Origin of the sequence: Asanoa ishikariensis (assembly GCF_900107455.1) — a bacterium.
GTDB lineage: Bacteria > Actinomycetota > Actinomycetes > Mycobacteriales > Micromonosporaceae > Asanoa > Asanoa ishikariensis.
Genome location: NZ_FNQB01000001.1, coordinates 1,620,751 through 1,641,337 on the forward strand (window position 1 = coordinate 1,620,751; position 20,587 = coordinate 1,641,337).

The following is a 20,587-nucleotide window of genomic DNA, read 5'->3' on the forward strand; positions in this document are numbered from 1 at the left end:
AGGAGCCGGAGGTGCGGCTAGAACAGCCTCCCGCGGTACGGGTGTGGTCGCTGCCAGGTCTGCTCCCACAGCAGCACCTCGGCCTGTGGCCTGGGCAGATCCGGCCAAAAGTCGCGCACGATGCTGGCGCTCTCTGGCCGGTTCGCGAGGAAGGCCCAGTACAGCTCCACCGTCTCGCGAAACTCGGCCAGGTTGTAGCGTCCGCGTTCGTCGTCGGCCCAGTAGTTGCTGAAAGTCACGCCCTGCTGTGTCAGCGTCAGGTCGTAGTGCTCGCTGCTCCAAGGCTCGACCGGACGGCCAGCCGCGACGTCGTCGACCATCGCGAGCGCGTCGAGGCAGACACCCATTATCAACGAGATGTCGATGATGGCCCACGCGCCGAGCGCGCGATAGCGCTGGTCGTCGACTACGAAGCGGGCGGTGCCGAGGTCGCTGAGGTGGAACCGGATGAAGCTCATGCGGTCCTTCGTGAGGGTCAGGGGAGCACTGGCCAGCCATGTCTCAGGGCGCCACTCGCCGGGTCAAAGTAGCCCTGGATGACAATCCCGGAGTACCTGCCTTCCCACATGTTAGTGGTGCCGGCGACATGGGTGTGGTTGCGGAAAGCACCCGCGATCGCGGCGTCGACCTGGGCCGGAGTCCAATGGTCAGGAAAGAAGGAACTGACGCCATCGTTACCTCCCTTGGGCTTCCATCTGCCCTGCGGCGGATCGAGTGCGGGATCGAAGTATTCGGGTCGCCCGGTGTAGACGCCGGTGCGGGTGTCGCGGGTGACCGAGCCCGGCCGTAGGCGGCGACCTGGAATGTCTTGGCCGCCGGGACGGTAGTGGTAGCCGGACCCGGTCGGCTTGCTCGGTCGGACATCGCCACGGAAGACGTGGTCGAGACCGCGTGGACCCATCCGGCCAGGACGGGATCGCTTCTTGGCACGGCGCAAGTAAGCCAGCGCCGCGCGAAGCAGCTTGCCGCTGCCGCCCGTCCGTCGCGCCGCCATCGGTCAGGCCTCGAGGAGCGTGGCGATGACCTGGTCGATCAGCGCGCCTACGGCAATGCGGGCGAGTTGTTGGAAGATTGGGATTTCGGCCAGGGACGCGCCGAACGTGACTGGGGCCGTGGCTATTGCCTGGGCGATCTGGATCGCCAGGATGGTCAGTTGGACGATGACCGCGACCTTCAACGCCAACACGATCGTGCCGCAGATGACCAAGCCTGTGCCCGTCAGGACTGCTGCCGGCATGCCGTCGCGCATTGAGGCGAGCGGGCTGTTCTCGTTGGCCCACCACTCCTGGAACGCCGTGATGTCGGCGCCGGTGTTCGTGGACCATACCGGCGCCGCGGTGGATTGGGCCGATGCCGTCAGGGTGTCTAGCGTCGTCGCGAAACGGAGCCACGCCTGGCCCATCTCCAGCAGTTTGTCCTCGTCGGCCTCGGGCCACGTGTAGCCCAGTACGCCCAGCAGCGACCGCAACTCCCCGGGGATCTCCAGCGACATCTCATCCTCCGAAGGCGTCGAAGGCGCCGCGGATCTGGTCCTCTATCTCGCGGTAGTTGGTTGCCATGGCGCCCACGTCGAAGCCGGCCGCTTCGAGCTCCTCGGCCGCTACCTCGAAGCACTCGAAAGCCCACTGCGCCACCTCGTCGTGGGCCGCGCCGATCAGTGAGCCGATCTCGTCAGCGCCCCATGGCGCGCCGAAGCCGGACAGTTCCGCCTGGAAAGCGCGCAGCGCGGAGGCGAACTCGCCGGCCACGCCGGACAGTTCCAGGCCTGACGAGCTGAGAGTGTGCGGGTCTACGCGGAAGCCCGGGCTGCTCATCGCGGCTCACCCGCCCGGCGGACCAGCGCCGCCTGTGCCTCGACGAGCGTGTCGGTGAACGCGGTGAACTGGCGGGAGGTGCGCTCCTGGAGCTCGGCTAGCTGGTCGCCCAGAACGTCTAGGTCGACCGCGTCGACGGTCTGCGACTGGAGATCGGCCAAGGCCGCGTTGACGGCAGACGTCAGCTCCGAAGCCAGCTCTTCGAGGGGCAACCCGGAGACCGCCGGATCGAGATGGATGCCGGTGACCCGGCCCGGCGACGTGGTCCGCACCACGATCAGCCCGTCGGCGCCGACGCCTTCGCCGCCGACGGACGAGCCGCGTGCTGCCGACAGCGCGGACGCCGTCTCTGACAACAGATTGATCAAGTCTGATGGATCGGTCACGTTACGCACTGTAGGGCGTTGATGCGATAACTGTGACGCACAAAGTGGACGGTGCATCAATGATGGGATGAGTATTGACGGTGATCGGCGGGGTCTGTGACCATTCCGTCACGACATCGAAACTCTCGCAACCCTGAATGTCTCCATTAGTGCAGGTCGAGTGCGTGGTGCCGGGCAAAGCGGACGGCGTCGCCGGTTTGGAGTGATCGGATGTTAGCGGCCGATGCGGTCATCGCTGTCCACAATCCGGGAACGGGGGAGCGGCTCGGCGAGGTTCCGGTCACCACCGGAGACGGGCTCAACGCCGCGATCGAAGCAGCGCAACGCGGCCAGCGCGCCATGGCGAAGCTGCCCGCCCACGAGCGGGCACAACTGTTGCACCGCATCGCCGCCGGGATAGAAAAGGAGCAGGAGCAGCTCGCCTACCTGCTCGCCCAGGAGAACGGCAAGCCCATCACGCAGACCCGCGGCGAGGTGGCCGCCGCCATCCGGATCTTCCGAGGACTGGCCGGCGAGGCCACCCGGATCTTCGGCCGGCAGATTCCGCTCGACGCCGTACCCGGCCTGGAAAAGCACCTCGCCGTCACCATCCGCGAGCCCCTCGGCGTCGTCGCGGCGCTGGTTCCGTTCAACTACCCGGTCGAGCTGTACGCGCATAAGGCCGGCGCCGCCCTCGCCGCCGGCAACGCGGTGATCGTCCAGCCACCCCGCCGCTGCCCGCTCGCCCTGCACCGGATCGCCGAGATCGTGGCGGACAGTGCGCCCGAGCACGCACACCAACTCGTGAACGGCGGCCCAGAGATCTCCCAGGGCCTCGCCGAAGCCGAGGGCATCGCCGCCGTCTCGCTCACCGGCAGCACCCGCGCCGGCAAGGAGATCGCCGCCCGGGCCAGCAGAACCCTGAAGAAGGTGCTGCTCGAGCTCGGCGGCAACGACGCGCTGATCGTGTGCGAGGACGCCGACATCGAGAAGGCCGCCGAGGCCGTCGTGCTCGGGCGCCTCGCTCGCGGCAACGGCCAGATCTGTTGCGCGGTCAAGCGGGTGTACGTGCAGGACCCCGTACACGACGAGTTCGTCGACGCCCTCCTGGCCCAGACCAGCAAGCTGACGGTCGGCGACCAACTCGACGAGCGCACCGACGTCGGCCCGCTGATCGCCAAGGAAGCCGCCGCCGAGGTCGAGCAGGCGGTCGCGCGGCTCGTTGCCGACGGCGCCAAGCCGCGCACGCGGAACAACAGGCATGGTGCGTTCTTCGACCCCGTGGTTCTCACCGACGTGCCGACCAGCAGCAGGGCGTTCGCCGAGGAGATCTTCGGGCCGGTCGCGCCCGTCGCCCGCTTCGCGGAACCCGAGGACGCGACCCGGATGGCCAGCGAGTCGCCCTATGGACTCCAGGCCGCCGTGTGGACCAGGGACATCTCGCGCGCCTTCACGATGGCCCGCCAGCTCGACGTCGGCTCGGTCATCGTCAACGGTTCCACCGCTCTCCGGGCCGAGAACCTGCCGTTCGGCGGCACCAAGGACACCGGCGGCTACCGCGAGGGCATCCACGACACGGTCACCGACCTGACGAGCCAGAAGACCATCGTCGTCATGGACGCCTTCCAGTGACGGTGCCAGTGCCGCTGTTGGAGCTCAAGGACGTCCACAAGGCGTACGCCGGCGTCGAGGTCCTGCACGGTGTCGACCTCACCGCCGATCGGGGCGAGGTGATCGGTGTCGTCGGCGCCAACGGTGCTGGCAAGTCCACCCTGATCAAGATTCTGGCCGGCGCCGAGCCGATGAGTTCCGGCCAGCTTCGGGTCGACGGTGAGCCGGTCACCCTGGCCAACCCGCATGACGCGCACCAGCGCGGCATCCGCACCGTCTACCAGGAGCTGACCCTCGCACCCCAGCTCACCGTCACCGAGAACCTGCTGCTCGGCCGGTTCCCGCGCCGGCACGGGCTGATCGACTGGCGCGCGGCGCACGAACAGGCCGGGACGCTGCTGGGTGAGATCGGGTTCGGAGCGATCAACCCCCGCAAGATCGCTGGCCGGCTGTCCGTCGCGCGGCAGCAGATGGTGGAGATCGCCAAGGCCCTGGTCGTCGAACCACGCGTGCTGGTCCTCGACGAGCCGAGCGCGGTCCTCGCCGGCAGTGACCTCGACGCGCTCTTCGCCCTGGTCCGAAGACTCCAGGACCGCGGCGTGCTGGTCGTCTACATCTCTCACCGCCTGGTGGAGGTGCTCGACCTCGCGACGCAAATCGTTGTGATGAAGGACGGCGTGATCATCGCTACCACCACGCCGGCGAACACCGACGAGGACGAGCTGATCCGCCTGATGGCCGGCCGCCGGCTGGAGCAGATCTACCCGGACCGCAGACCCGGCACCGAGAAGCCAGCCCTCAGCGTGGAGAGCCTCACCCGGAAAGGCGAGTTCGCCGACATCGACCTCACCGTCCACAAAGGCGAGATAGTCGGGCTCTTCGGCCTGGTCGGCTCCGGGCGCACGGAGCTCGCACACTGCCTGTTCGGCGCCACCCGACCCGACAGCGGCGGGATCGCCGTCGACGGAACGCCGCGCGCCTTCAAGACACCACAGGACGCGATCGCCGCGGGCCTCGCCCTGGTCACCGAGGACCGGAAGGGCAGCGGCATCGTGCCGGGTCTGACGGTACGCGAGAACATCGCGCTGACCACGTTGCACGCGACCACGCGGGCCGGACTGGTCGACACCACCGCCCAGCGGCGCGACGTCGAAACCATGATCGAACGGCTGGACATCCGCCCCGCGCACTGCGCCACGATGCCCGTCGTCCGGCTCAGCGGCGGCAATCAGCAGAAGGCCGTACTCGCGAAATGGCTGTTGAAGCAGCCGCGGGTGCTGATCCTCGACGAGCCCACCCGCGGCGTCGACATGGCCACCCGGGTCTCGATCTACCGGATGATCGACGACCTCGCCCGGGCCGGGGTGGCCGTGCTGCTGATCTCGTCGGACCTCACCGAGGTGCTCGGCGCCACCGACCGGGTGCTGGTGATGCGGGAGGGCCGCATCGCCGGCGGGCTCAGGTCGGAAGGCGCCACCGAAGACCAGGTTCTCGCGTACTCGATCGGGCGGGCGGCATGACTCTCACCAAAGAAGCACCGCGGGAGATCGCCGGGCGTCCGGTCACCCTCGCGCACGCCGCGATCGCTCTCGTCGTGCTGGCGCTCGCGGTCGCGGCGGTCACCACGGACGCGTTCCTCACCCAGACCAACCTGACCAACCTGCTCAAACAGATGGTGACCACCGGGCTGCTGGCGTACGGCATGCTGGTGGTGATCCTGACCGGCGGGATCGACCTGTCCGTGGGCTCGGTCGTCGCGTTCGCCGGCATCCTCACCGCCGGCCTCTCGTCGGGCCTGCCGCTGCCGGTGGCCATGCTCGTCGGCATCGCCAGCGGAGTCCTTTTCGGACTCGTCAACGGCGCGCTGGTCTCCCGTTTCGAGTTGGCGCCGTTCGTGGTCACGCTCGCGGCGCTGACGACGATCCGCGGGCTGGCGTTCGTCTACTCCGACGTGCCGATCGCGCCCGAGGACGAGTCGTTCTTCTGGCTCGGCTCGGCGATGCTCGGCCCGATCCCACTGACCACGGTCATCATGCTCGCGGTCTTCCTGGCCGGTGGGGTGTTCCTGAGCCGCACGCCGGCCGGGCGGTCGATCGTCGCTATCGGCGGCAACGCCGAGACCGTGCGGCTGGCCGGCATCAGCGTGCGCAAGCACGTGCTCCTCGCGTACACGATCAGCGGTTTCTGCGCCGGTCTGGCCGGCGTGATCCTGGCCAGCCGGGTCGGCATCGCCCAGCCCAGTGTCGGTGTCGCGTTCGAGCTGGACGCGATCGCCGCCTGCGTGATCGGCGGTGCCAGCCTGGCCGGCGGCAAGGGCTCCACCCTGGCCACCCTCGGCGGAGTGCTCGTCCTCGTGCTCATCAACAACCTGCTCAACCTCTACAACGTGCAGAGCTTCTGGCAGCAGGTCCTCAAGGGACTGATCATCATCGCGGTCATCCTCGTACACCGGGCCAGCCGCCGGCGCACCTGAAACCAACCCAGGAGGCCACGCATCATGAAACGGCTCGCAAGTCTGTTCCTGGTCGCCGCGCTCGCGGTCGGCGTCACCGCCTGCGGCTCCGATTCCGAGGGCGGCGATTCGACGGCGGCGAAGGACTCGTACAAGATCGGGGTCGCGAACTTCATGCTCAGCGGCCCGTACTTCAGCGGCATGGACAAGGCGATCGCCAACCAGGCGAAGAAGAAGGGCAACATCGAGATCCTCACCACGGACGCCAACGGTGACGCCGCCAAGCTCGCCTCCAACGTCGAGGACCTGCTGAGCAAGAACGTCGACGCGATCATCATCTCCGGCGGGCCGCTGGAGTCGGCGCCGGCCGCGCTCGCCGCCATCAAGGCCGCCGGCAAGCCGGTCGTGCTGGTCGACCGCAAGTTCCAGACGGGTGAGTACACGAGCTGGATCGGGCCCGACAACGAGGCGATCGGCAAGCAGAATGGCGAGTTCCTGGCGCAGCGGCTGACCAGCGGCGGCAAGGTGGCCATCATCAAGGGCGGCCCGGCGGACAACAGCATCGGGCTCGCGCGTACCAACGGCGTCAAGGCCGCACTGCAGGGCAAGGCCAACATCACGCTGGTCGAGGCGCCCGACTTCGGCGGCTGGAGCTCCGACGGCGGGCTGACCGTCATGGAGAGCCTGCTCGCCAGCAACCCGGACCTGGTCGCGGTGTTCTGCGAGAACGACGCGATGTGCCTCGGCGCGCAGCGGGCGATCGCGGACGCGAAGAAGACCGAGCAGATCGTCATCGCGGGTGTCGACGGGCAGACCGAGGCGCTGAAGGCCATCTCCGACGGCACGAACTACCTGGTCACCGGGCTCAACGACGCCGACATCATCGGCGCCAAGGGGCTGGACCGGGCCGTCGAGATCCTGGGCGGCGCGACTGCGGAGAAGGACACCGTCGTCGACTCACCGATGGTGACGAAGGACAACGCGAAGCAGTACATGGACAAGGGCGCGTTCTAAGAAGGGTTGAACAGTGGCGGTCGGCGTCGCCACCCGAATGGATAAGGAGTGACCATGCTCAGACGCAGCACACCATCCATCCGTCGCCGATCGCTCTCCCTCGCCGTGGTGGGGATCGTCGGGCTCAGTTCGCTGGTCGGTTTGCCGGATCCGGCCGCAGCCGACGACCCCACCCGGCCCGGCTGGACGCTGCTCTACAACGAGAGCTTCACCAACGCGATCGACACCGGAAACGCGCCATGGGTACGCGAGACGTACGCCCAACCGTTCGACACGATCATGGACGACAACGGGCAGTGGTACCGCAACGACTACGGTCCAGCGTGGACGACAGCGATGAACTCGTTTCGTACGTACCGCAAGGAGTTTCCCGTCGGTCAGAACGGCTGGCTGACCGCCTCGCTGTCGGCGCGCGACTGGAACGCCGACGGTGTCATCGAATCGCCGCCGTCGCTGACCCGTGAGCCGTTGGGCAGTGAGTTCGTGGCGAAGATGAACGTGCCCGACCACACCGGTGGGGTCATCTTGCGCCCGTCGCAGCAGCTTCCTGACGCTTATCGGGTCGAATACAAGCTGAAGACCATCGACTTCGGTGGCAAGCGCAACGGGTCGATCAACTACGGCGGGCGCGTCAACGGCTACTCGACGACCGGTTGCAAGACCCAGCACCCTTGGGGTGAGGGGTCCGACAGCCCCGGCTGGACCGGCGACGCGTCCGTGCCCTACTGCCAGTGGCAGGACGTGCGGGCTGGAAACTTCGGTTACAACGGGTTCCATTTCATGTCCATCGTGGACTTCGCGAATCCGGCCCCGCGCAACAATCACTTCTGGCACTATCGCCGCAAGGTTCTGATGGACTCGTTCTCGCAGCATCCGGACCGGGTCGGCTCGGGCACCGGCGGGCGGGTGTGCGACTCCAACACGAACAGCTACTACAACTACCGCGACGGCAACTTCAACACGGTCAACATGTGGATCAGCGGGATGCCCAACTGGAACCCGGGTCGCGGCGGGCTGGCCGGCAACTCGCAGTGGTTCATGACCTCGTGCTCGGGCGGCGTGGCGGAGCAGCAGCTTTCGTCGGCCGCCGAACTGCAGCCGGAGCTGATGCCGAACACGTTCTACACGTTCGCGATCGAGCGGGACGCGACCGGCTACGTGCTGGAGGCCAGCGGCAACTTCGCCCGGGTGGGCCAGAAGACGCTGCGCTTCCACCGGCCGTTCGTGGTCAACAACAACCCGATCTGGCACTACAACGTCAAGGCGAGCGAGTACAACGGCCAGTTCAACGGCAACCTCGTGCAGAACGACTACAACGGCAGCACGACCTGGCCCAACCAGTGGCCGGCCGGGTCCGCGTACCCGGACTGGTTCGTGATCGGCGACCTTTACACGAATGTGTACGAGGGCAGCGCGAGCCTGACCGACGTGCGGCTCTACGTGCCGTCGGCGGCACCCGCGAACCTGGCTCTGAACCGGCCCGCGACCGCCGACAGCCAGTGCGCGGCCGTCGAGGCGCCGGCCAAGGCCGTGAACGGATCGGTGTCGGGTGGCAACACCGACAAGTGGTGCTCGCTGGGCACGTCGAAGTGGATCCGGGTCGACCTCCAGGCGGCGCGCCAGGTCGGCCGGGTGGTGCTGCGGCACTCGGGCGCCGGCAACGAGAAGCCGGTCTGGAACACCCGCGACTTCGACGTGCAGGTCAGCACCGACGGAGTGACCTGGACCACGGTGGCGTCGCCGCGGGCCAACACGGCGAACGTGACGACGCACACGTTCACGCCCCGATCAGCGCGATATCTCCGGGTCAACGTGATCACCCCGACCAGCGACACGGACCGGGCGGCGCGAATTTACGAGCTGGAGGCGTACGCGTCGTGAGCTCAGGTTTGGGGAAGGGGTCGTTGTCGGACCCCTTCCCTAAACTGGCTCCCGTGACCGCACCTTCGCTCGCCGCCCAGTGGCGCCGCCCCGGCCCGACGCCGGAGCAGCGGCGTGCCGACGTGCTGATCGGGTTGGCGGTCACGGTGCTGGTGCTGCTCAACATGACGCTCACGACGTCGGCCGGTGTCTCGGTGTTCGGCGGCCGCATGCCCATCCTGCCCGAGCAGGTGTTCTGGACCTTGGCGATCTGCCTACCGCTGTGCTGGCGGCGGCGCTGGCCTGAGGCCGTCGCGCTCGTCGTCTCGGCCGCGTTCATCGCCGCGCAGGTCCGCGCCGCGCCCGAGCAGCAGCTCACGTCCTGGGTGCTGTTCGGGGCGATCTACGCGCTCGGCGCGTGGGGCCGCGACCGGTGGCGGGCCAAGTGGATCCGCATCGCGATCACCGTCGCGATGTTCGTGTGGCTCTTCATCAGCCTGGCGATCTTTCTCGGGCGCGCTCAGCCGAACGAGTTCGAGCACGCCAGCGGGGTCCTGCCGCCGCTGTTCGCGGTGGTCGTCAACGGCATCCTGGTCAACGTGCTGATCTTCGGTTTCGCCTACTTCTTCGGCGAGATCGCCTGGACGTCGGCCCGCCGCGAGCACGAGCTCGAGCTGCGGGCCGAGCAGTTGCGGGCGTCCCAAGCCGAGGCGCGTGAGTTGGCGGTCTCCGACGAACGACTACGGATCGCGCGCGAGCTGCACGACGTGGTCGCCCACCACGTCTCGGTGATGGGCGTTCAGGCGTCCGCGGGCCGACGGGTGCTCGACAAGGACCCGGCCAAGGCCCGCGTCGCGCTGGAGTCGGTCGAGCAGAGCGCCCGCACCGCGGTCGACGAGCTGCGTCGCATGCTGGGCCTGCTCCGCCAGTCCGGCGACGCGGTCGACGTGACAGCCGGCGGCGTCGACCGGCTCGACGAGCTGCTGGGCAACGCCCGCGAGGCGGGCCTACGGGCCGAGCTCGGCGTCTACGGCGATCCGGTGGAGCTAGCCGAGTCGCTGTCCCAGGCGATCTACCGGATCGTCCAGGAAGCGTTGACCAACACCCTCAAGCACGCGGGCGCGACCACCGTCGACGTCCGCATCCGCTACCTGGCCCACGAAGTGGAGATCGACGTGACCGACGACGGACGTTCGGTGCTGGTCGGCCAGCGCACCGGCGGCATGGGCCTGATCGGCATGCGCGAGCGCGTCTCGGCACACGACGGCGTCCTGGAGACCGGGCCGGCGGTCGACGGCCCCGGCCGCCGCGGGTTCCGCGTCCGGGCCCGCTTCCCACTGACCCGAGTGGCGGTCGAGGCATGACCGAGCCTTGGCGAGGACATCATCGGCAGAGCCCGCCCGGGCAGGGCGCGTCGCTACGCAGTGGGGGCGCGGCATGATCGAGCCTTGGCGAGGGCATCATCGGCAGAGCCCGTCCGGGCAGGGCGCGTCGCTACGCAGTGGGGGCGCGGCATGATCGAGCCTTGGCGAGGGCATCATCGGCAGAGCCCGTCCGGGCAGGGCGCGTCACCACGCAGTGGGGACGCGGCGTGACCGCCATCCGGGTCTTGCTCGCCGACGACCATCACCTGGTCCGCACCGGCTTCCGGGTGATCCTGGAGACCGAAGACGACTTCGAGGTGATCGGCGAGGCGTCCGACGGCGAGCAGGCCGTCCGGCTGGTGAGCGCGCTCCAGCCCGACGTGGTGCTGATGGATGTGGAGATGCCGGGCCTCGACGGCCTGGCCGCCACCCGCCGCATCACCGCGACTCCCGACGGCCCCGCGGTGCTGATCCTGACCACCTTCGACCGCGACGACTACCTCTTCGCGGCACTCGAGGCGGGTGCCAGCGGCTTCCTGCTCAAGAACGGCACGCCGGAGGCCCTGATCGACGCGGTCCGCGTGCTGGCCCGCGGCGACGCCCTGCTGGCACCCGAGCTCACCCGCCGGGTGATCGCCACCTTCGCCCGTCCGGGCGGCAACCCGCGCACCAGCGGCGAGCAACTCGCCGAGCTCACGGCCCGCGAGCACGAGGTGCTGGTCGCGATGGCCAGCGGCGCCACCAACGCCGAGATCGCCGCCTCGATGCACCTGGGCGAGGCCACGGTGAAGACCCACGTCAGCCGGGTGCTCACCAAGCTCGGCCTGCGCGACCGCACCCAGGCGGTCGTCTTCGCGTACGAGCACGGCGTCGTCACCCCGGGCGGCTGACCATGCTGATCGACTGGGAGTCCGAGGAACAACTCGCCGCGGCCGTGCACGGCGGCCCGGCGGGTGAGGCGTCCCTGCTGGCGGCCGTGCCGACCGTCGCCGTAGTCGCCGCTCTGGGCGAGGCCACCGGCCCCGACGGCGTTCCGTTCCTGCGCGGTCTGGTGGCCGACCTCGCCATGGAGCCCGACCTACGTTGCGCGGGCCTGGTAGCCCTGGCGAAACGGTCCGGTGCCGAGGCCTCCGACCTGCTGGCCGAAGCCCTTTACGACAGCGACGACAGCGTCCGGAACTACGCGCTGGTCGCCCTCTCCTGCGTGGGTGACGACCGCGCCGTCGACCACGTACACGCCCTACTCGCCCTCGACCTCGCCGACGACGAACGGCAGCGCCTGCCGTTCGCGATGCAATACATGTCCATTCCGGCGGTGACCTACCTGGTCCGCCACGCCCAGAGCGGCGAGCAGGAAGACGAGCTAGCGACCCTGATCCGCACCAACCTGGCCCGCCTGGGCAAGGTAGAGCGCGACTGGCTGACCGTCTTCTGGCCGGACGCCATCCTCGACCAGCCAACCGGCAACCGCCCGCACGCCACCGACATGGTGGCCTGGCAACCGTTGCTGGCCACGATCTACCCGCGCTGACGCGCCACCCCGGCCGGTGGGGTGGCAGCGGCTGCTGGCCAGGATCTACCCGCGCTGGCGCGCCACCCCGGACGGCGGGGTGCGCCCCGGCCAGGCCGTGTTCGGCGCTGCGCTCATCGCCGTCCGCGGTTCCGCGGCCCGTCCTTGTTGGCGTGTCATCACCTGGGCGTTGCGGCCGCCTGGCGGTCGCATCTCCTGGGAGCCCACATTTTCTTTGATGTGCGCACGTGAAAGAACATGTGGGCTCCTCGAGCACACCCCGCTCCGCGCGCGACACGCTCGCGGGGACACGACCTCCGCCTGCGCGACCACCTGGACGAGCCGTCCCGGCTCGTCGGGTCGGGCGGCCCGAGGAGGGCGATCTCGCGCCGGCGTGGGTCGGGCTGAGGGCCGGCTCGGTCAGCGCCGCGCGGGGGACCGCTGCGACCTGGGCCGCTGCCGGCGGACGTCGCCGCGCGGGGGACCGCTGCGACCTGGGCCGCTGCCGGCGGACGTCGCCGCGCGGGGGACCGCTGCGACCTGGGCCGCTGCCGGCGGACGTCGCCGCGCGGGGGACCGCTGCGACCTGGGCCGCTGCCGGCGGACGTCGCCGCGCGGGGGACCGCTGCGACCTGGGCCGCTGCCGGCGGACGTCGCCGCGCGGGGGACCGCTGCGACCTGGGCCGCTGCCGGCGGACGTCGCCGCGCGGGGGACCGCTGCGACCTGGGCCGCAGCGGTCGGACGTCGCCGCGCGGGGGACCAGGGTCCGTCGCGCGGGGGACCCGGAGAGTCGATCTAGCGCCGGACGACGGCGAAACCGCCCTTCCATAGCCTTTAGGGCATGACGAAGGTGCTTCATCTCGAAGCGATCAACCGGAGCTTCGGCGATCGCCAAGTGCTCCGCGACGTGACGTTCGACGTCACCGCAGGCCGGATGACGGGGTTCGTCGGCGCCAACGGTGCCGGCAAGACGACCAGCATGCGGATCATCCTGGGTGTGCTCGCCCCGGATTCGGGTGAGGTGACCTGGCAGGGCTCGAAGCTGACCCGCGAGGACCGGCGCCGGTTCGGTTACATGCCTGAGGAGCGCGGTCTCTATCCCAAGATGACCGTACGCGACCAGCTCGTCTATCTCGGCCGCCTGCACGGGATGACGCTGGATGCCGTCCGCCGCAAGGTGGATGAGCTGCTCGAATGGCTGAGCCTCGGCGAGCGGGCCAACGACCCGGTCGAGAACCTGTCGCTCGGCAACCAGCAGCGCGCCCAGATCGCCGCCGCGCTGGTTCACGAGCCCGATGTGCTGGTGCTCGACGAGCCGTTCTCCGGTCTCGACCCGATGGCCGTCGACACGGTCGTCTCCGTGCTGCGCGAGCACACCCACCGCGGCGTTCCGGTGCTCTTCTCCAGCCACCAGCTCGACGTGGTCGAGCGGCTCTGTGACGACCTGGTGATCATCGCCGACGGCGTGATCCGTGCCGCTGGCAGCCGGGACAGCCTGCGCGAGGCGTACGCCCAGCGTCGTTTCTCCCTGCGCGTAGCCGGCGACGCCGGTTGGGTTCGCGACCTGCCCGGTGTGTCGCTGGTCGACCTCGACGGCGCGCGCGCCGTCTTCGACCTCGCCGACGACGCCGACGACCAGGTGGTGCTCCGCGCGGCGCTGGAGCGCGGCCCGGTTCGCTCGTTCGGCCCCGTCACGCCGTCGCTCGCCGAGATCTTCCGAGAGGTTGCCCGATGAACACGTCGTCCGCCATCAGGCTGGTCGCGGCCCGTGAGCTGAAGGTCAAGATGAAGGACAAGACGTTCCTCATCAGTACGATCTTCTTCCTGCTGTTCGCGGTCGGCGGCACCGTGCTGCCGGCGATGCTGGGCGGGGGCGCGTCGAGCGTCGCGGTCGCCGACGCGGCCACCGCGACCACCCTGCGCGCCGCGGGCCTGGAGGTGACCCAGGTCAGCGACGAGGCGGCCGCCGAGCAGGCGGTACGTGACGGCGACGTGGACGCCGCCGTGGTAACGGGGGGTGGCGACCCGAAGGTCCTCGCGATGGACGACGCGCCCGGCGACGTCGTGTCGGCGCTCAGCGTCGAGCCTCAGGTCCAGCTCCTAAACCCGGACGCGGTCGACCCGCTGCTGGCGTACTTCGTGCCGTTCGGTTTCGCGGTCGTCTTCTTCTTCACGTCGTTGACGTTCGGCCTGCAGATCGCGCAGAGCGTCGTGGAGGAGAAGCAGACCCGGATCGTCGAGATCCTGGTCGCCAGCGTGCCGACCCGGGCGCTGCTGGCCGGCAAGGTCCTCGCCGGCGGCGTGCTCGCGCTGTCCCAGGTCGCACTGATCGCCGCGGTCACCGTGGCCGGCATCCAGTTCACCGACAGCGATGGGTTGCTGTCGTTGATCGGCCCGTCGATCGGTTGGTTCGTGCCGTTCTTCGTGGTCGGCTTCGTGATGCTCGCGGCCCTGTGGGCGGCGGCCGGCGCGTTGGTCAATCGCGTGGAGGACCTGCAAGGCGTCTCGATGCCGCTGCAGATCGTGGTGATGCTGCCGTTCTTCCTCGTGATCTTCATGAGCGACAACAAGCCGGTGATGACGCTGCTCTCCTACATCCCGTTCTCCGCGCCGACCGCGATGCCGGTCCGGCTGTTCACCGGCGACGCGGAGGGCTGGGAGCCGCTGCTCTCGCTGGGCATCATGGTGCTCGCGGCGCTCGCGCTGATCGCAGTCGGTGCCCGGGTCTACGAGGGCTCGCTGCTGCGTACCAACGGCAAGGTGTCGTTCGGCGCGGCCTTCCGCGACAGGGAGAGCCGCCGGCTCGCGGAGATCAACAAATAACGCGAGGGGGGATCTCCACGAGCTCCTTGGAGGTCCCCGTCCTCGTGGACGAACAGCAGGGGGCGATGCCGACAGAATCTCGGTGGCGACCCTGGGGCTCGACCCGGATCATCCATGCATGGCCGTTCCGCCGCTTGCCGCGTCCCTGTCCGACGCCGTGTCCGCCGCCCTGGCGACCGCGGGTGTCTTCGAGGTCGCGCCGCGGATCCGCCGTTCCCAGCACGCCGACTTCCAGGCCGACGGGGTGCTCGCGTCGGCCGGAGCGCTGCGCCGCGACCCGCGCGCGCTGGCGGCCGAGGTCGCCGCGGCGTTGCCGACCGGCGACCGGCTGGCCGCCGCGTCCGTCGCCGGCCCGGGTTTCGTCAACCTCGACCTCACCGACGGCGCGCTCCTCGACCAGCTCGCCGCCCGGCTCGCCGACCCACGGCTCGGGGTCGGCACACCGGAGTCGGGCGTCACCACGGTCGTCGACTACTCGCAGCCCAACGTGGCCAAGGAGATGCACGTCGGCCACCTGCGCTCGACGATCATCGGTGACGCGCTGGTGCGTACCCTCGAACATCTCGGTGGAGACGTCATCCGGCGCAACCACCTCGGCGACTGGGGCACCCAGTTCGGCATGCTCATCCAGCGGCTGGTCGAGCATCCCGAGCCGCCCGCCTCGATGGGTCGCCTGCTGGAGATCTACCGGACGGCGCAGGCCCAGTTCGAGGCCGACCCGGCGTTCGCCGACCGCGCCCGGCAGCGGGTGGTCGCGCTGCAGAGCGGCGACCGGGCGACGGTGGCCGTGTGGCGGGAGCTGGTCGACGAGTCGGAGCGTTACTTCACCGAGGTCTACGACCGCCTGGGTGTACGGCTCACCCCGGCCGACGCGGTCGGCGAAAGCGCGTACAACGCTGCCCTGCCCGGCATCGCCGACGAGTTGGAGCGGGCCGGCATCGCGGTGATCAGCGACGGCGCGCTCTGCGTGTTCGCCGACTTCAGCTCGACACCGCTGATCGTCCGCAAGAGCGACGGCGGTTTCGGCTACGCGGCGACGGACTTGGCCGCACTGCGGCAGCGGGTCGGCGACCTGCACGCCGACCGGCTCCTCTACGTGGTCGACGCCCGGCAGTCGCTGCACTTCCGGCTGGTGTTCGCCGCCGCGACGCGGGCGGGTTGGCTGCAGGCGACGGTGTCCGCGACCCACGTCGCGTTCGGCTCGGTCCTCGGCCGCGACGGCCGCCCGTTCCGGACCCGCAGCGGCGGCACCATCCGCCTGATCGACCTGCTCACGGACGCGGTCGACCGGGCCCGCACGGTGGTCGCGGCGAAGAACCCGGACCTGACCGGCGCGGCCCTCGACGAACGGGCGCAGGCGGTCGGCATCGGGGCGGTCAAGTACGCCGACCTGGCAACGGGCCGCTCGCGCGACTACGTCTACGACCCGGACCGGATGCTCGCGCTGACCGGCGACACGGGGGTCTACCTGCAGTACGCGCACGCCCGGATCCGCTCGATCCTGGCCCGGGCCGGCAGCGCCCGCACCCAGGTCGACGCGACCGCGCCGCTGCACGCGGCGGAGCGGGCGCTGATCCTGGACCTGGACGGTTTCGCGGAGACGTTGTCGGAGGTGGTGGCGAGCTACGAGCCCCACCGCCTGTGCGCCTACCTGCACCGGCTGGCCCAGACGTTCACCGCGTTCTACGACCAGTGCCCGGTCCTACGCGCCACGGGCCCGACCCGCACGAACCGGCTGGCCCTCTGCCACCTGACGGGCGACACCCTCCACACGGGGCTGACCTTGCTGGGCATCGAGGCCCCGGACCAGCTCTAGCGTTCCCCATAGTGATAACGGCACGCCAGAATCTCGACGTCATCGCCCTTTATCCGGTAGACGAGGCGGTGCTCGCGATCTATCCGTCTCGACCAGAACCCGGCCAGCTCGCCGCGAAGTGGTTCAGGCTTGCCGACGCCTTCATGTCCGTTTCGCGCCACGTCCGCGATCAGGTCGTTGACCCGCTTGACCAGCTTGCGGTCGGTGTGGCCCACGTATTGGTTCCAGGCGGTGGTGGTGAAGACGATCCTCACGCGACCTCCTGGACGGAATCTGGATCGACGAGGTCGTGCTCCTGCACATCCCCGCCTTCCAGCTCGGCCATCGACCGGCGCAGGGCGGCGGCGTTGCTCGGGTTCCGGAGCAGATACTCCGTCTCCTTCATCGACTCGTACTCGGCCAGCGGCACGATGACGACAGGCTCATGCCCGGACCGGGTGACGACTACTTCCTCAGCGTCGTTGATCACGCTGTCTAGCTCGGCAGCGAGGTTCTGGCGTAGCTGAGTGAAGTTCACGGTTCGCATGAGCACCTCCGAGTATGTACAGAAAAATGTACCTCGCCGGCGCGGGTTGCCCAAGCGGAATGTGCGCGACCTCCTAGTGCTCGCTTCTGACCTGCCAATACTTATGAAAGTTGATGTAGGGTCGACGGGACTCGAACCCGCACTTTTACGGACCTAAGCCGTTTGCCTCATGCCAATTGGGCTACGACCCCTTCGTGGGCTGCCGTCCGGTATACCAGCCGGGTTCGGTGATCGGAACCCCGCCTCGATCGGGTGATTTCGGTCAGCTCAGGCCAGCGGCCTTGAGGAGGAGGACGTCGCGCTCGCGGGTGTTCGTGCACAGGCGCGCCGCTAGCTCCAGCTCCGCCCGGGCCTCTCGCGTGCGGCCCAGCCGGCGCAACAACTCGCCGCGCACGCTCGGGAGCAGGTGCGAGCCCGACAGTCGATCCGTCGCCACCAGTTCATCCACAATGGATAGAGCCGACTCGGGTCCGTGGGCCATCGCGACCGCCACCGCTCGGTTCAGGTCGACGATCGGGGACGGGGCCACCCGGCCGAGCGCCTCGTAGAGCAGCACGATTCGGTCCCAGTCCGTCTCCGCCACCGACGGCGCCGCGGCGTGGCAGGCGGCGATCGCGGCCTGTAGGCCGTACGGGCCCAAGCCGCGGCCCAGCGCGGACGCCCGGTCGAGCGCGGCCCGCCCCCGCCGGATCGCCGACCGGTCCCACAGTCGCCGGTCCTGGTCCTCCAGTAGGACCGCCGCGCCGTCCGGGCCGGTCCGCGCCGGGAATCGGGCCGCCGTCAGCTCGCACAACGCCTGCAGGCCGAACGCCTCCGGCTCCATCGGCAGCAGCGCGGTCAGCATGCGGGAGAGCCGGATCGCCTCGTACGCCAGGTCCGTGCGCAACAACCGGTCGCCGGCCGTCGCCGTCGAGCCTTCCGTGAAGATCACGTAGAGCACGCTCAGCATACCGCTCAGGCGGTCGCGGCGCTCTGCCGCCGGCGGCAGAGCGAACGGCACACCGGCGGCGGCGATCGTCTTCTTCGCCCGGGTGATCCGGGCCTGGATCGTGGGCGCCGGCACCAGGAACGCGCGGGCTATCTCCTCACTGGACAGTCCGCCGACGGTACGCAAGGTCAGCGCCACCCGGGCCTCGGGAGAGAGCACCGGATGGCAGGCGATGAACATCAGCGCGAGGATGTCGTCGTCGACCCGGTCGGGGTCCCAGAGCAGATCCTCGTCGGAGGCGGACACGGGCGAAGCGACAGGCAGCGCCGAATAGCGGTCCTCGAGCGCCGACCGCCGCCGGAAGCCGTCGATCGCCCGCCGCCGAGCTGTGGCCAGCAGCCAACCGACCGGCGAGTCCGGCGCGCCGTCGCGGGCCCAGCTCACCAGCGCCTCCGCCACGGCCTCCTGGGCGACGTCCTCGGCGAGCGAGAAGTCCCCCGTGTAGCGGGCCAGCGCGGAGACGATCCGTGCCGACTCGATTCGCCAGACCGCCTCGACGGCCCGCCGCGCCGACTCGGCGGTCGGCGGGCCGTCGGCAGTCCGGGCCATCAGAGCTGGCCGGTCCGCTCGCGGAACGCGCGCTCCTTGACGACCCACTCGTTGTCCTGCGGGAACTCGTCGATCGTCGGCACCCGGCGGATCTCGCACTTGGCACCCGGCATCCGCGGCAGGCGCTTGGCCCACTCGACCGCCTCGTCCTTCGACGCCACGTCGAGCATCCAGAAGCCGCCGAACAGCTCCTTGGTCTCCCCGTAGGGGCCGTCGGTCACCACCGGCGTCTCGTTGCTGAGGTCGACGACGACGCCCTGCCCCGGGTCGTCCAGGCCCTCGCCCGTGAGGAGCACGCCGGCCCGGATCATCTCCTCGTTGACCCGGCCCATCTTCGCCATCATCTCGTCGAACGGCGTCGCCATCATCGCGGCGGTGGTCTCTTCCGTACCCCGCATGATCAGCATGTACTTCGCCATGATCGTTCTCCCTGGGAAAAGTCCGGGTCGCGTCTCGACCCTTTCACGCCAAGGTCGAGCGGCTCCGCCGAGGATCGACACGACGGCCGAAGAAAATTAGATTCGGTTGTCACTCAACATCGGGGCGGCTGGCATGAAGGCTGTGTTCTGGCTCGACGAGGCGCGCCGTACGGCGTACGACAGCGCGCTGGCGGCGGCTGATTTCGAAGACGCCTGGGGTGACATCGCCCCGGTCACCTTCGCCGCGACGGCCTGGCACACCGCGACCGACCTCGCGATCGGACCCCTGCTCGCGCAGCTCCACGAGAGCCGCTGGCTCCCCGAGAGCCGCTAGGTCCGCGCGAAGTCCTCTCCGAGCGCCGCCCGCAGCCGGCCCAGCGCCCGGCCGTTCTGGGTCTTGACCACCGACACGGAGACGTCCAGGATCCCGGCCACCGTCTCGACGCTCAGGTCCTCCCAGTGCCGCAGCACCACGATCGCCTGGTCGCGGACCGGCAGCGTCGCCAGCGCCCGGAGCAGGACGACGTGCGTCTCGGCAGTGTCGGCAGGCCGCTCCAAAGCCGCCTCCGGCAGGTCGGCCAGCACCACCTCGCCGGCGCTGCGCCGCTTGCGCTGGTCGAAAACGGCGTTCATCAGGACCCGGCGGCTGTACGCCTCGAGGTTGGCGGTGTGCCGGATCCGGCCCCAGACCTCGTACATGCTGACGAACGTGGTCTGGGTCAGGTCCTGCGCGAGATGCCAGTCCCGGCACATGAGGTACGCGGTGCGGCGCAGCCGAGGTGCGGCGGCCTCGACGAACGCGGTGAACTCGGCCTCCTGCTCGCGCCGCCGGGCCGCACCCCACGGGCCGATCATCCGGCCGACCCGGCGCTGACACCGCGGGGGCAGGCGCTGTCGATCACCTGGTCGACCCCGGGCGTGTTCCGGATCCGCAGCACGAGCTCCTGGTATCCCGCCGACACGGTCACCTTGACCCGGAAGGACTCCGGCATCTGCTCGACCGCGACCGGGGCGACCAGGTCCGGGTTGTCGCCGAACATCTTCATGAAGCTGAGGTACGCCTGGTCGCGGCTCTCGTACCGCACCTCGTGCACCGCCTCGACCGACTGCAACAGCACGTCCACCTGCTCGCGCTGGGCGTCGGTGACATCCATCGTGAGGAAGACCGAAACGTCCGTCGGTTGGTCGCGCGCCGGCGACTCGCAAGCCGGGTTCAGTTGTGCCGCGAACCGCGCCGGCACTGTCTCCAGCGGAGCCGGCCCACTGGCCAGGTTGACCGCGCCGAGCGCGATGACCAGGGCGAACGCCGCACCGCCGGCCACCACCAGCCGGCGGCGGCGGCGCCCCCGGCCGATCGCGACCACGGCCGCGGCGAGGTCGCCTTCGGGCGGATCGGGCTCGTCGGCCAGGGCCTGGTCGAAGAGCACGCGCAGGTTCGGGTCCAAGGCTGTCTCCCTCGTCACGGTGGACTCTCA

The 20,587-nt window shown here is 69.6% G+C and carries 23 protein-coding genes and 1 tRNA gene; 12 read left to right on the forward strand and 12 right to left on the reverse strand.

Annotation, left to right across the window (positions count from 1 at the left end):
* Positions 1 to 17 precede the first annotated feature (17 nt).
* The 5 genes from BLV39_RS07600 to BLV39_RS07620 are packed head-to-tail and all read right to left on the reverse strand — an operon-like array spanning position 18 to position 2,200.
* A complete protein-coding gene (locus BLV39_RS07600; RefSeq protein ID WP_090788750.1) occupies positions 18 to 458 on the reverse strand; it encodes a hypothetical protein in 441 nt (146 codons plus the stop codon).
* A 17-nt stretch (positions 459 to 475) separates the two neighbouring features.
* Positions 476 to 994 (reverse strand): EndoU domain-containing protein, encoded by a 519-nt coding sequence (locus BLV39_RS07605; RefSeq protein WP_090788752.1) that lies wholly within the window; start codon positions 992 to 994, stop codon positions 476 to 478.
* A 3-nt stretch (positions 995 to 997) separates the two neighbouring features.
* Complete coding sequence (locus tag BLV39_RS07610) at positions 998 to 1,492, reverse strand: WXG100-like domain-containing protein (RefSeq protein WP_090788754.1); 495 nt, start codon at positions 1,490 to 1,492, stop codon at positions 998 to 1,000.
* A gap of 1 nt (position 1,493) precedes the next feature.
* Positions 1,494 to 1,814, reverse strand: coding sequence for a PE domain-containing protein (locus BLV39_RS07615; protein WP_090788756.1), 321 nt, complete (start codon positions 1,812 to 1,814; stop codon positions 1,494 to 1,496).
* Positions 1,811 to 2,200, reverse strand: a complete 390-nt coding sequence (locus BLV39_RS07620; protein ID WP_143049669.1) for a YbaB/EbfC family DNA-binding protein — start codon at positions 2,198 to 2,200, stop codon at positions 1,811 to 1,813. Before BLV39_RS07620 ends, BLV39_RS07615 begins: the two co-directional genes overlap by 4 nt.
* A gap of 210 nt (positions 2,201 to 2,410) precedes the next feature.
* Between BLV39_RS07620 and BLV39_RS07625 the strand changes: the two genes are divergently transcribed.
* From BLV39_RS07625 to argS, 11 genes are all read left to right on the forward strand, one after another.
* Positions 2,411 to 3,811, forward strand: a complete 1,401-nt coding sequence (locus BLV39_RS07625) for an aldehyde dehydrogenase family protein (RefSeq protein ID WP_090788762.1) — start codon at positions 2,411 to 2,413, stop codon at positions 3,809 to 3,811.
* On the forward strand, positions 3,808 to 5,310 hold the full coding sequence (locus BLV39_RS07630) for a sugar ABC transporter ATP-binding protein (protein ID WP_090788764.1): 1,503 nt from the start codon (positions 3,808 to 3,810) through the stop codon (positions 5,308 to 5,310). The genes BLV39_RS07625 and BLV39_RS07630 overlap by 4 nt, the downstream gene beginning before the upstream one ends.
* Positions 5,307 to 6,263 (forward strand): ABC transporter permease, encoded by a 957-nt coding sequence (locus tag BLV39_RS07635; protein ID WP_090788766.1) that lies wholly within the window; start codon positions 5,307 to 5,309, stop codon positions 6,261 to 6,263. The genes BLV39_RS07630 and BLV39_RS07635 overlap by 4 nt, the downstream gene beginning before the upstream one ends.
* A gap of 24 nt (positions 6,264 to 6,287) precedes the next feature.
* On the forward strand, positions 6,288 to 7,256 hold the full coding sequence (locus tag BLV39_RS07640) for a sugar ABC transporter substrate-binding protein (RefSeq protein WP_090788769.1): 969 nt from the start codon (positions 6,288 to 6,290) through the stop codon (positions 7,254 to 7,256).
* Positions 7,257 to 7,310: 54 nt separating this feature from the next.
* Positions 7,311 to 9,137, forward strand: coding sequence for a discoidin domain-containing protein (locus BLV39_RS07645; protein WP_204082807.1), 1,827 nt, complete (start codon positions 7,311 to 7,313; stop codon positions 9,135 to 9,137).
* A gap of 53 nt (positions 9,138 to 9,190) precedes the next feature.
* Positions 9,191 to 10,480 (forward strand): sensor histidine kinase, encoded by a 1,290-nt coding sequence (locus BLV39_RS07650; protein WP_239083756.1) that lies wholly within the window; start codon positions 9,191 to 9,193, stop codon positions 10,478 to 10,480.
* Between the two features lie 227 nt (positions 10,481 to 10,707).
* On the forward strand, positions 10,708 to 11,370 hold the full coding sequence (locus BLV39_RS07655) for a response regulator (protein ID WP_090788771.1): 663 nt from the start codon (positions 10,708 to 10,710) through the stop codon (positions 11,368 to 11,370).
* Positions 11,371 to 11,372: 2 nt separating this feature from the next.
* Positions 11,373 to 12,011 (forward strand): HEAT repeat domain-containing protein, encoded by a 639-nt coding sequence (locus BLV39_RS07660; protein WP_090788774.1) that lies wholly within the window; start codon positions 11,373 to 11,375, stop codon positions 12,009 to 12,011.
* Between the two features lie 821 nt (positions 12,012 to 12,832).
* Positions 12,833 to 13,726 carry an ABC transporter ATP-binding protein gene (locus BLV39_RS07665; RefSeq protein WP_090788776.1) on the forward strand — a complete coding sequence of 298 codons (894 nt, stop codon included), beginning with the start codon at positions 12,833 to 12,835 and terminating at the stop codon, positions 13,724 to 13,726.
* The gene (locus BLV39_RS07670) at positions 13,723 to 14,814 is read left to right on the forward strand and encodes an ABC transporter permease (protein ID WP_090788778.1); all 1,092 of its coding nucleotides are present in this window, start codon (positions 13,723 to 13,725) and stop codon (positions 14,812 to 14,814) included. Before BLV39_RS07665 ends, BLV39_RS07670 begins: the two co-directional genes overlap by 4 nt.
* A 118-nt stretch (positions 14,815 to 14,932) precedes the next feature.
* Positions 14,933 to 16,630, forward strand: coding sequence for an arginine--tRNA ligase (argS, locus tag BLV39_RS07675; protein ID WP_090788780.1), 1,698 nt, complete (start codon positions 14,933 to 14,935; stop codon positions 16,628 to 16,630).
* On the opposite strand, the gene BLV39_RS07680 is transcribed toward argS, so the two are convergent.
* From BLV39_RS07680 to BLV39_RS07700, 5 genes are all read right to left on the reverse strand, one after another.
* Positions 16,627 to 16,884, reverse strand: coding sequence for a Txe/YoeB family addiction module toxin (locus tag BLV39_RS07680; protein WP_090788781.1), 258 nt, complete (start codon positions 16,882 to 16,884; stop codon positions 16,627 to 16,629). The genes argS and BLV39_RS07680 overlap by 4 nt on opposite strands.
* Entirely contained in the window at positions 16,881 to 17,156 is a 276-nt protein-coding gene (locus BLV39_RS07685) for a type II toxin-antitoxin system Phd/YefM family antitoxin (RefSeq protein WP_090791247.1), read from the reverse strand. Before BLV39_RS07685 ends, BLV39_RS07680 begins: the two co-directional genes overlap by 4 nt.
* A 116-nt stretch (positions 17,157 to 17,272) precedes the next feature.
* Positions 17,273 to 17,347 (reverse strand) — tRNA-Leu (locus BLV39_RS07690).
* 71 nt (positions 17,348 to 17,418) lie between these two features.
* On the reverse strand, positions 17,419 to 18,693 hold the full coding sequence (locus BLV39_RS07695) for an RNA polymerase sigma factor (protein ID WP_090788783.1): 1,275 nt from the start codon (positions 18,691 to 18,693) through the stop codon (positions 17,419 to 17,421).
* Entirely contained in the window at positions 18,693 to 19,112 is a 420-nt protein-coding gene (locus BLV39_RS07700) for a YciI family protein (RefSeq protein WP_090788785.1), read from the reverse strand. Before BLV39_RS07700 ends, BLV39_RS07695 begins: the two co-directional genes overlap by 1 nt.
* Before the next feature lie 133 nt (positions 19,113 to 19,245).
* Here BLV39_RS07700 and BLV39_RS07705 point away from each other — a divergent pair, with 133 nt between their 5' ends.
* Positions 19,246 to 19,446 carry a hypothetical protein gene (locus tag BLV39_RS07705; protein WP_090788787.1) on the forward strand — a complete coding sequence of 67 codons (201 nt, stop codon included), beginning with the start codon at positions 19,246 to 19,248 and terminating at the stop codon, positions 19,444 to 19,446.
* Here the strand turns inward: BLV39_RS07705 and BLV39_RS07710 are convergent.
* On the reverse strand, positions 19,443 to 19,967 hold the full coding sequence (locus tag BLV39_RS07710) for a SigE family RNA polymerase sigma factor (RefSeq protein WP_090788789.1): 525 nt from the start codon (positions 19,965 to 19,967) through the stop codon (positions 19,443 to 19,445). The two genes, BLV39_RS07705 and BLV39_RS07710, sit on opposite strands and share 4 nt — an antisense overlap.
* Positions 19,964 to 20,575 (reverse strand): permease-like cell division protein FtsX, encoded by a 612-nt coding sequence (locus tag BLV39_RS07715; protein ID WP_143049670.1) that lies wholly within the window; start codon positions 20,573 to 20,575, stop codon positions 19,964 to 19,966. The genes BLV39_RS07710 and BLV39_RS07715 overlap by 4 nt, the downstream gene beginning before the upstream one ends.
* Positions 20,576 to 20,587 lie beyond the last annotated feature (12 nt).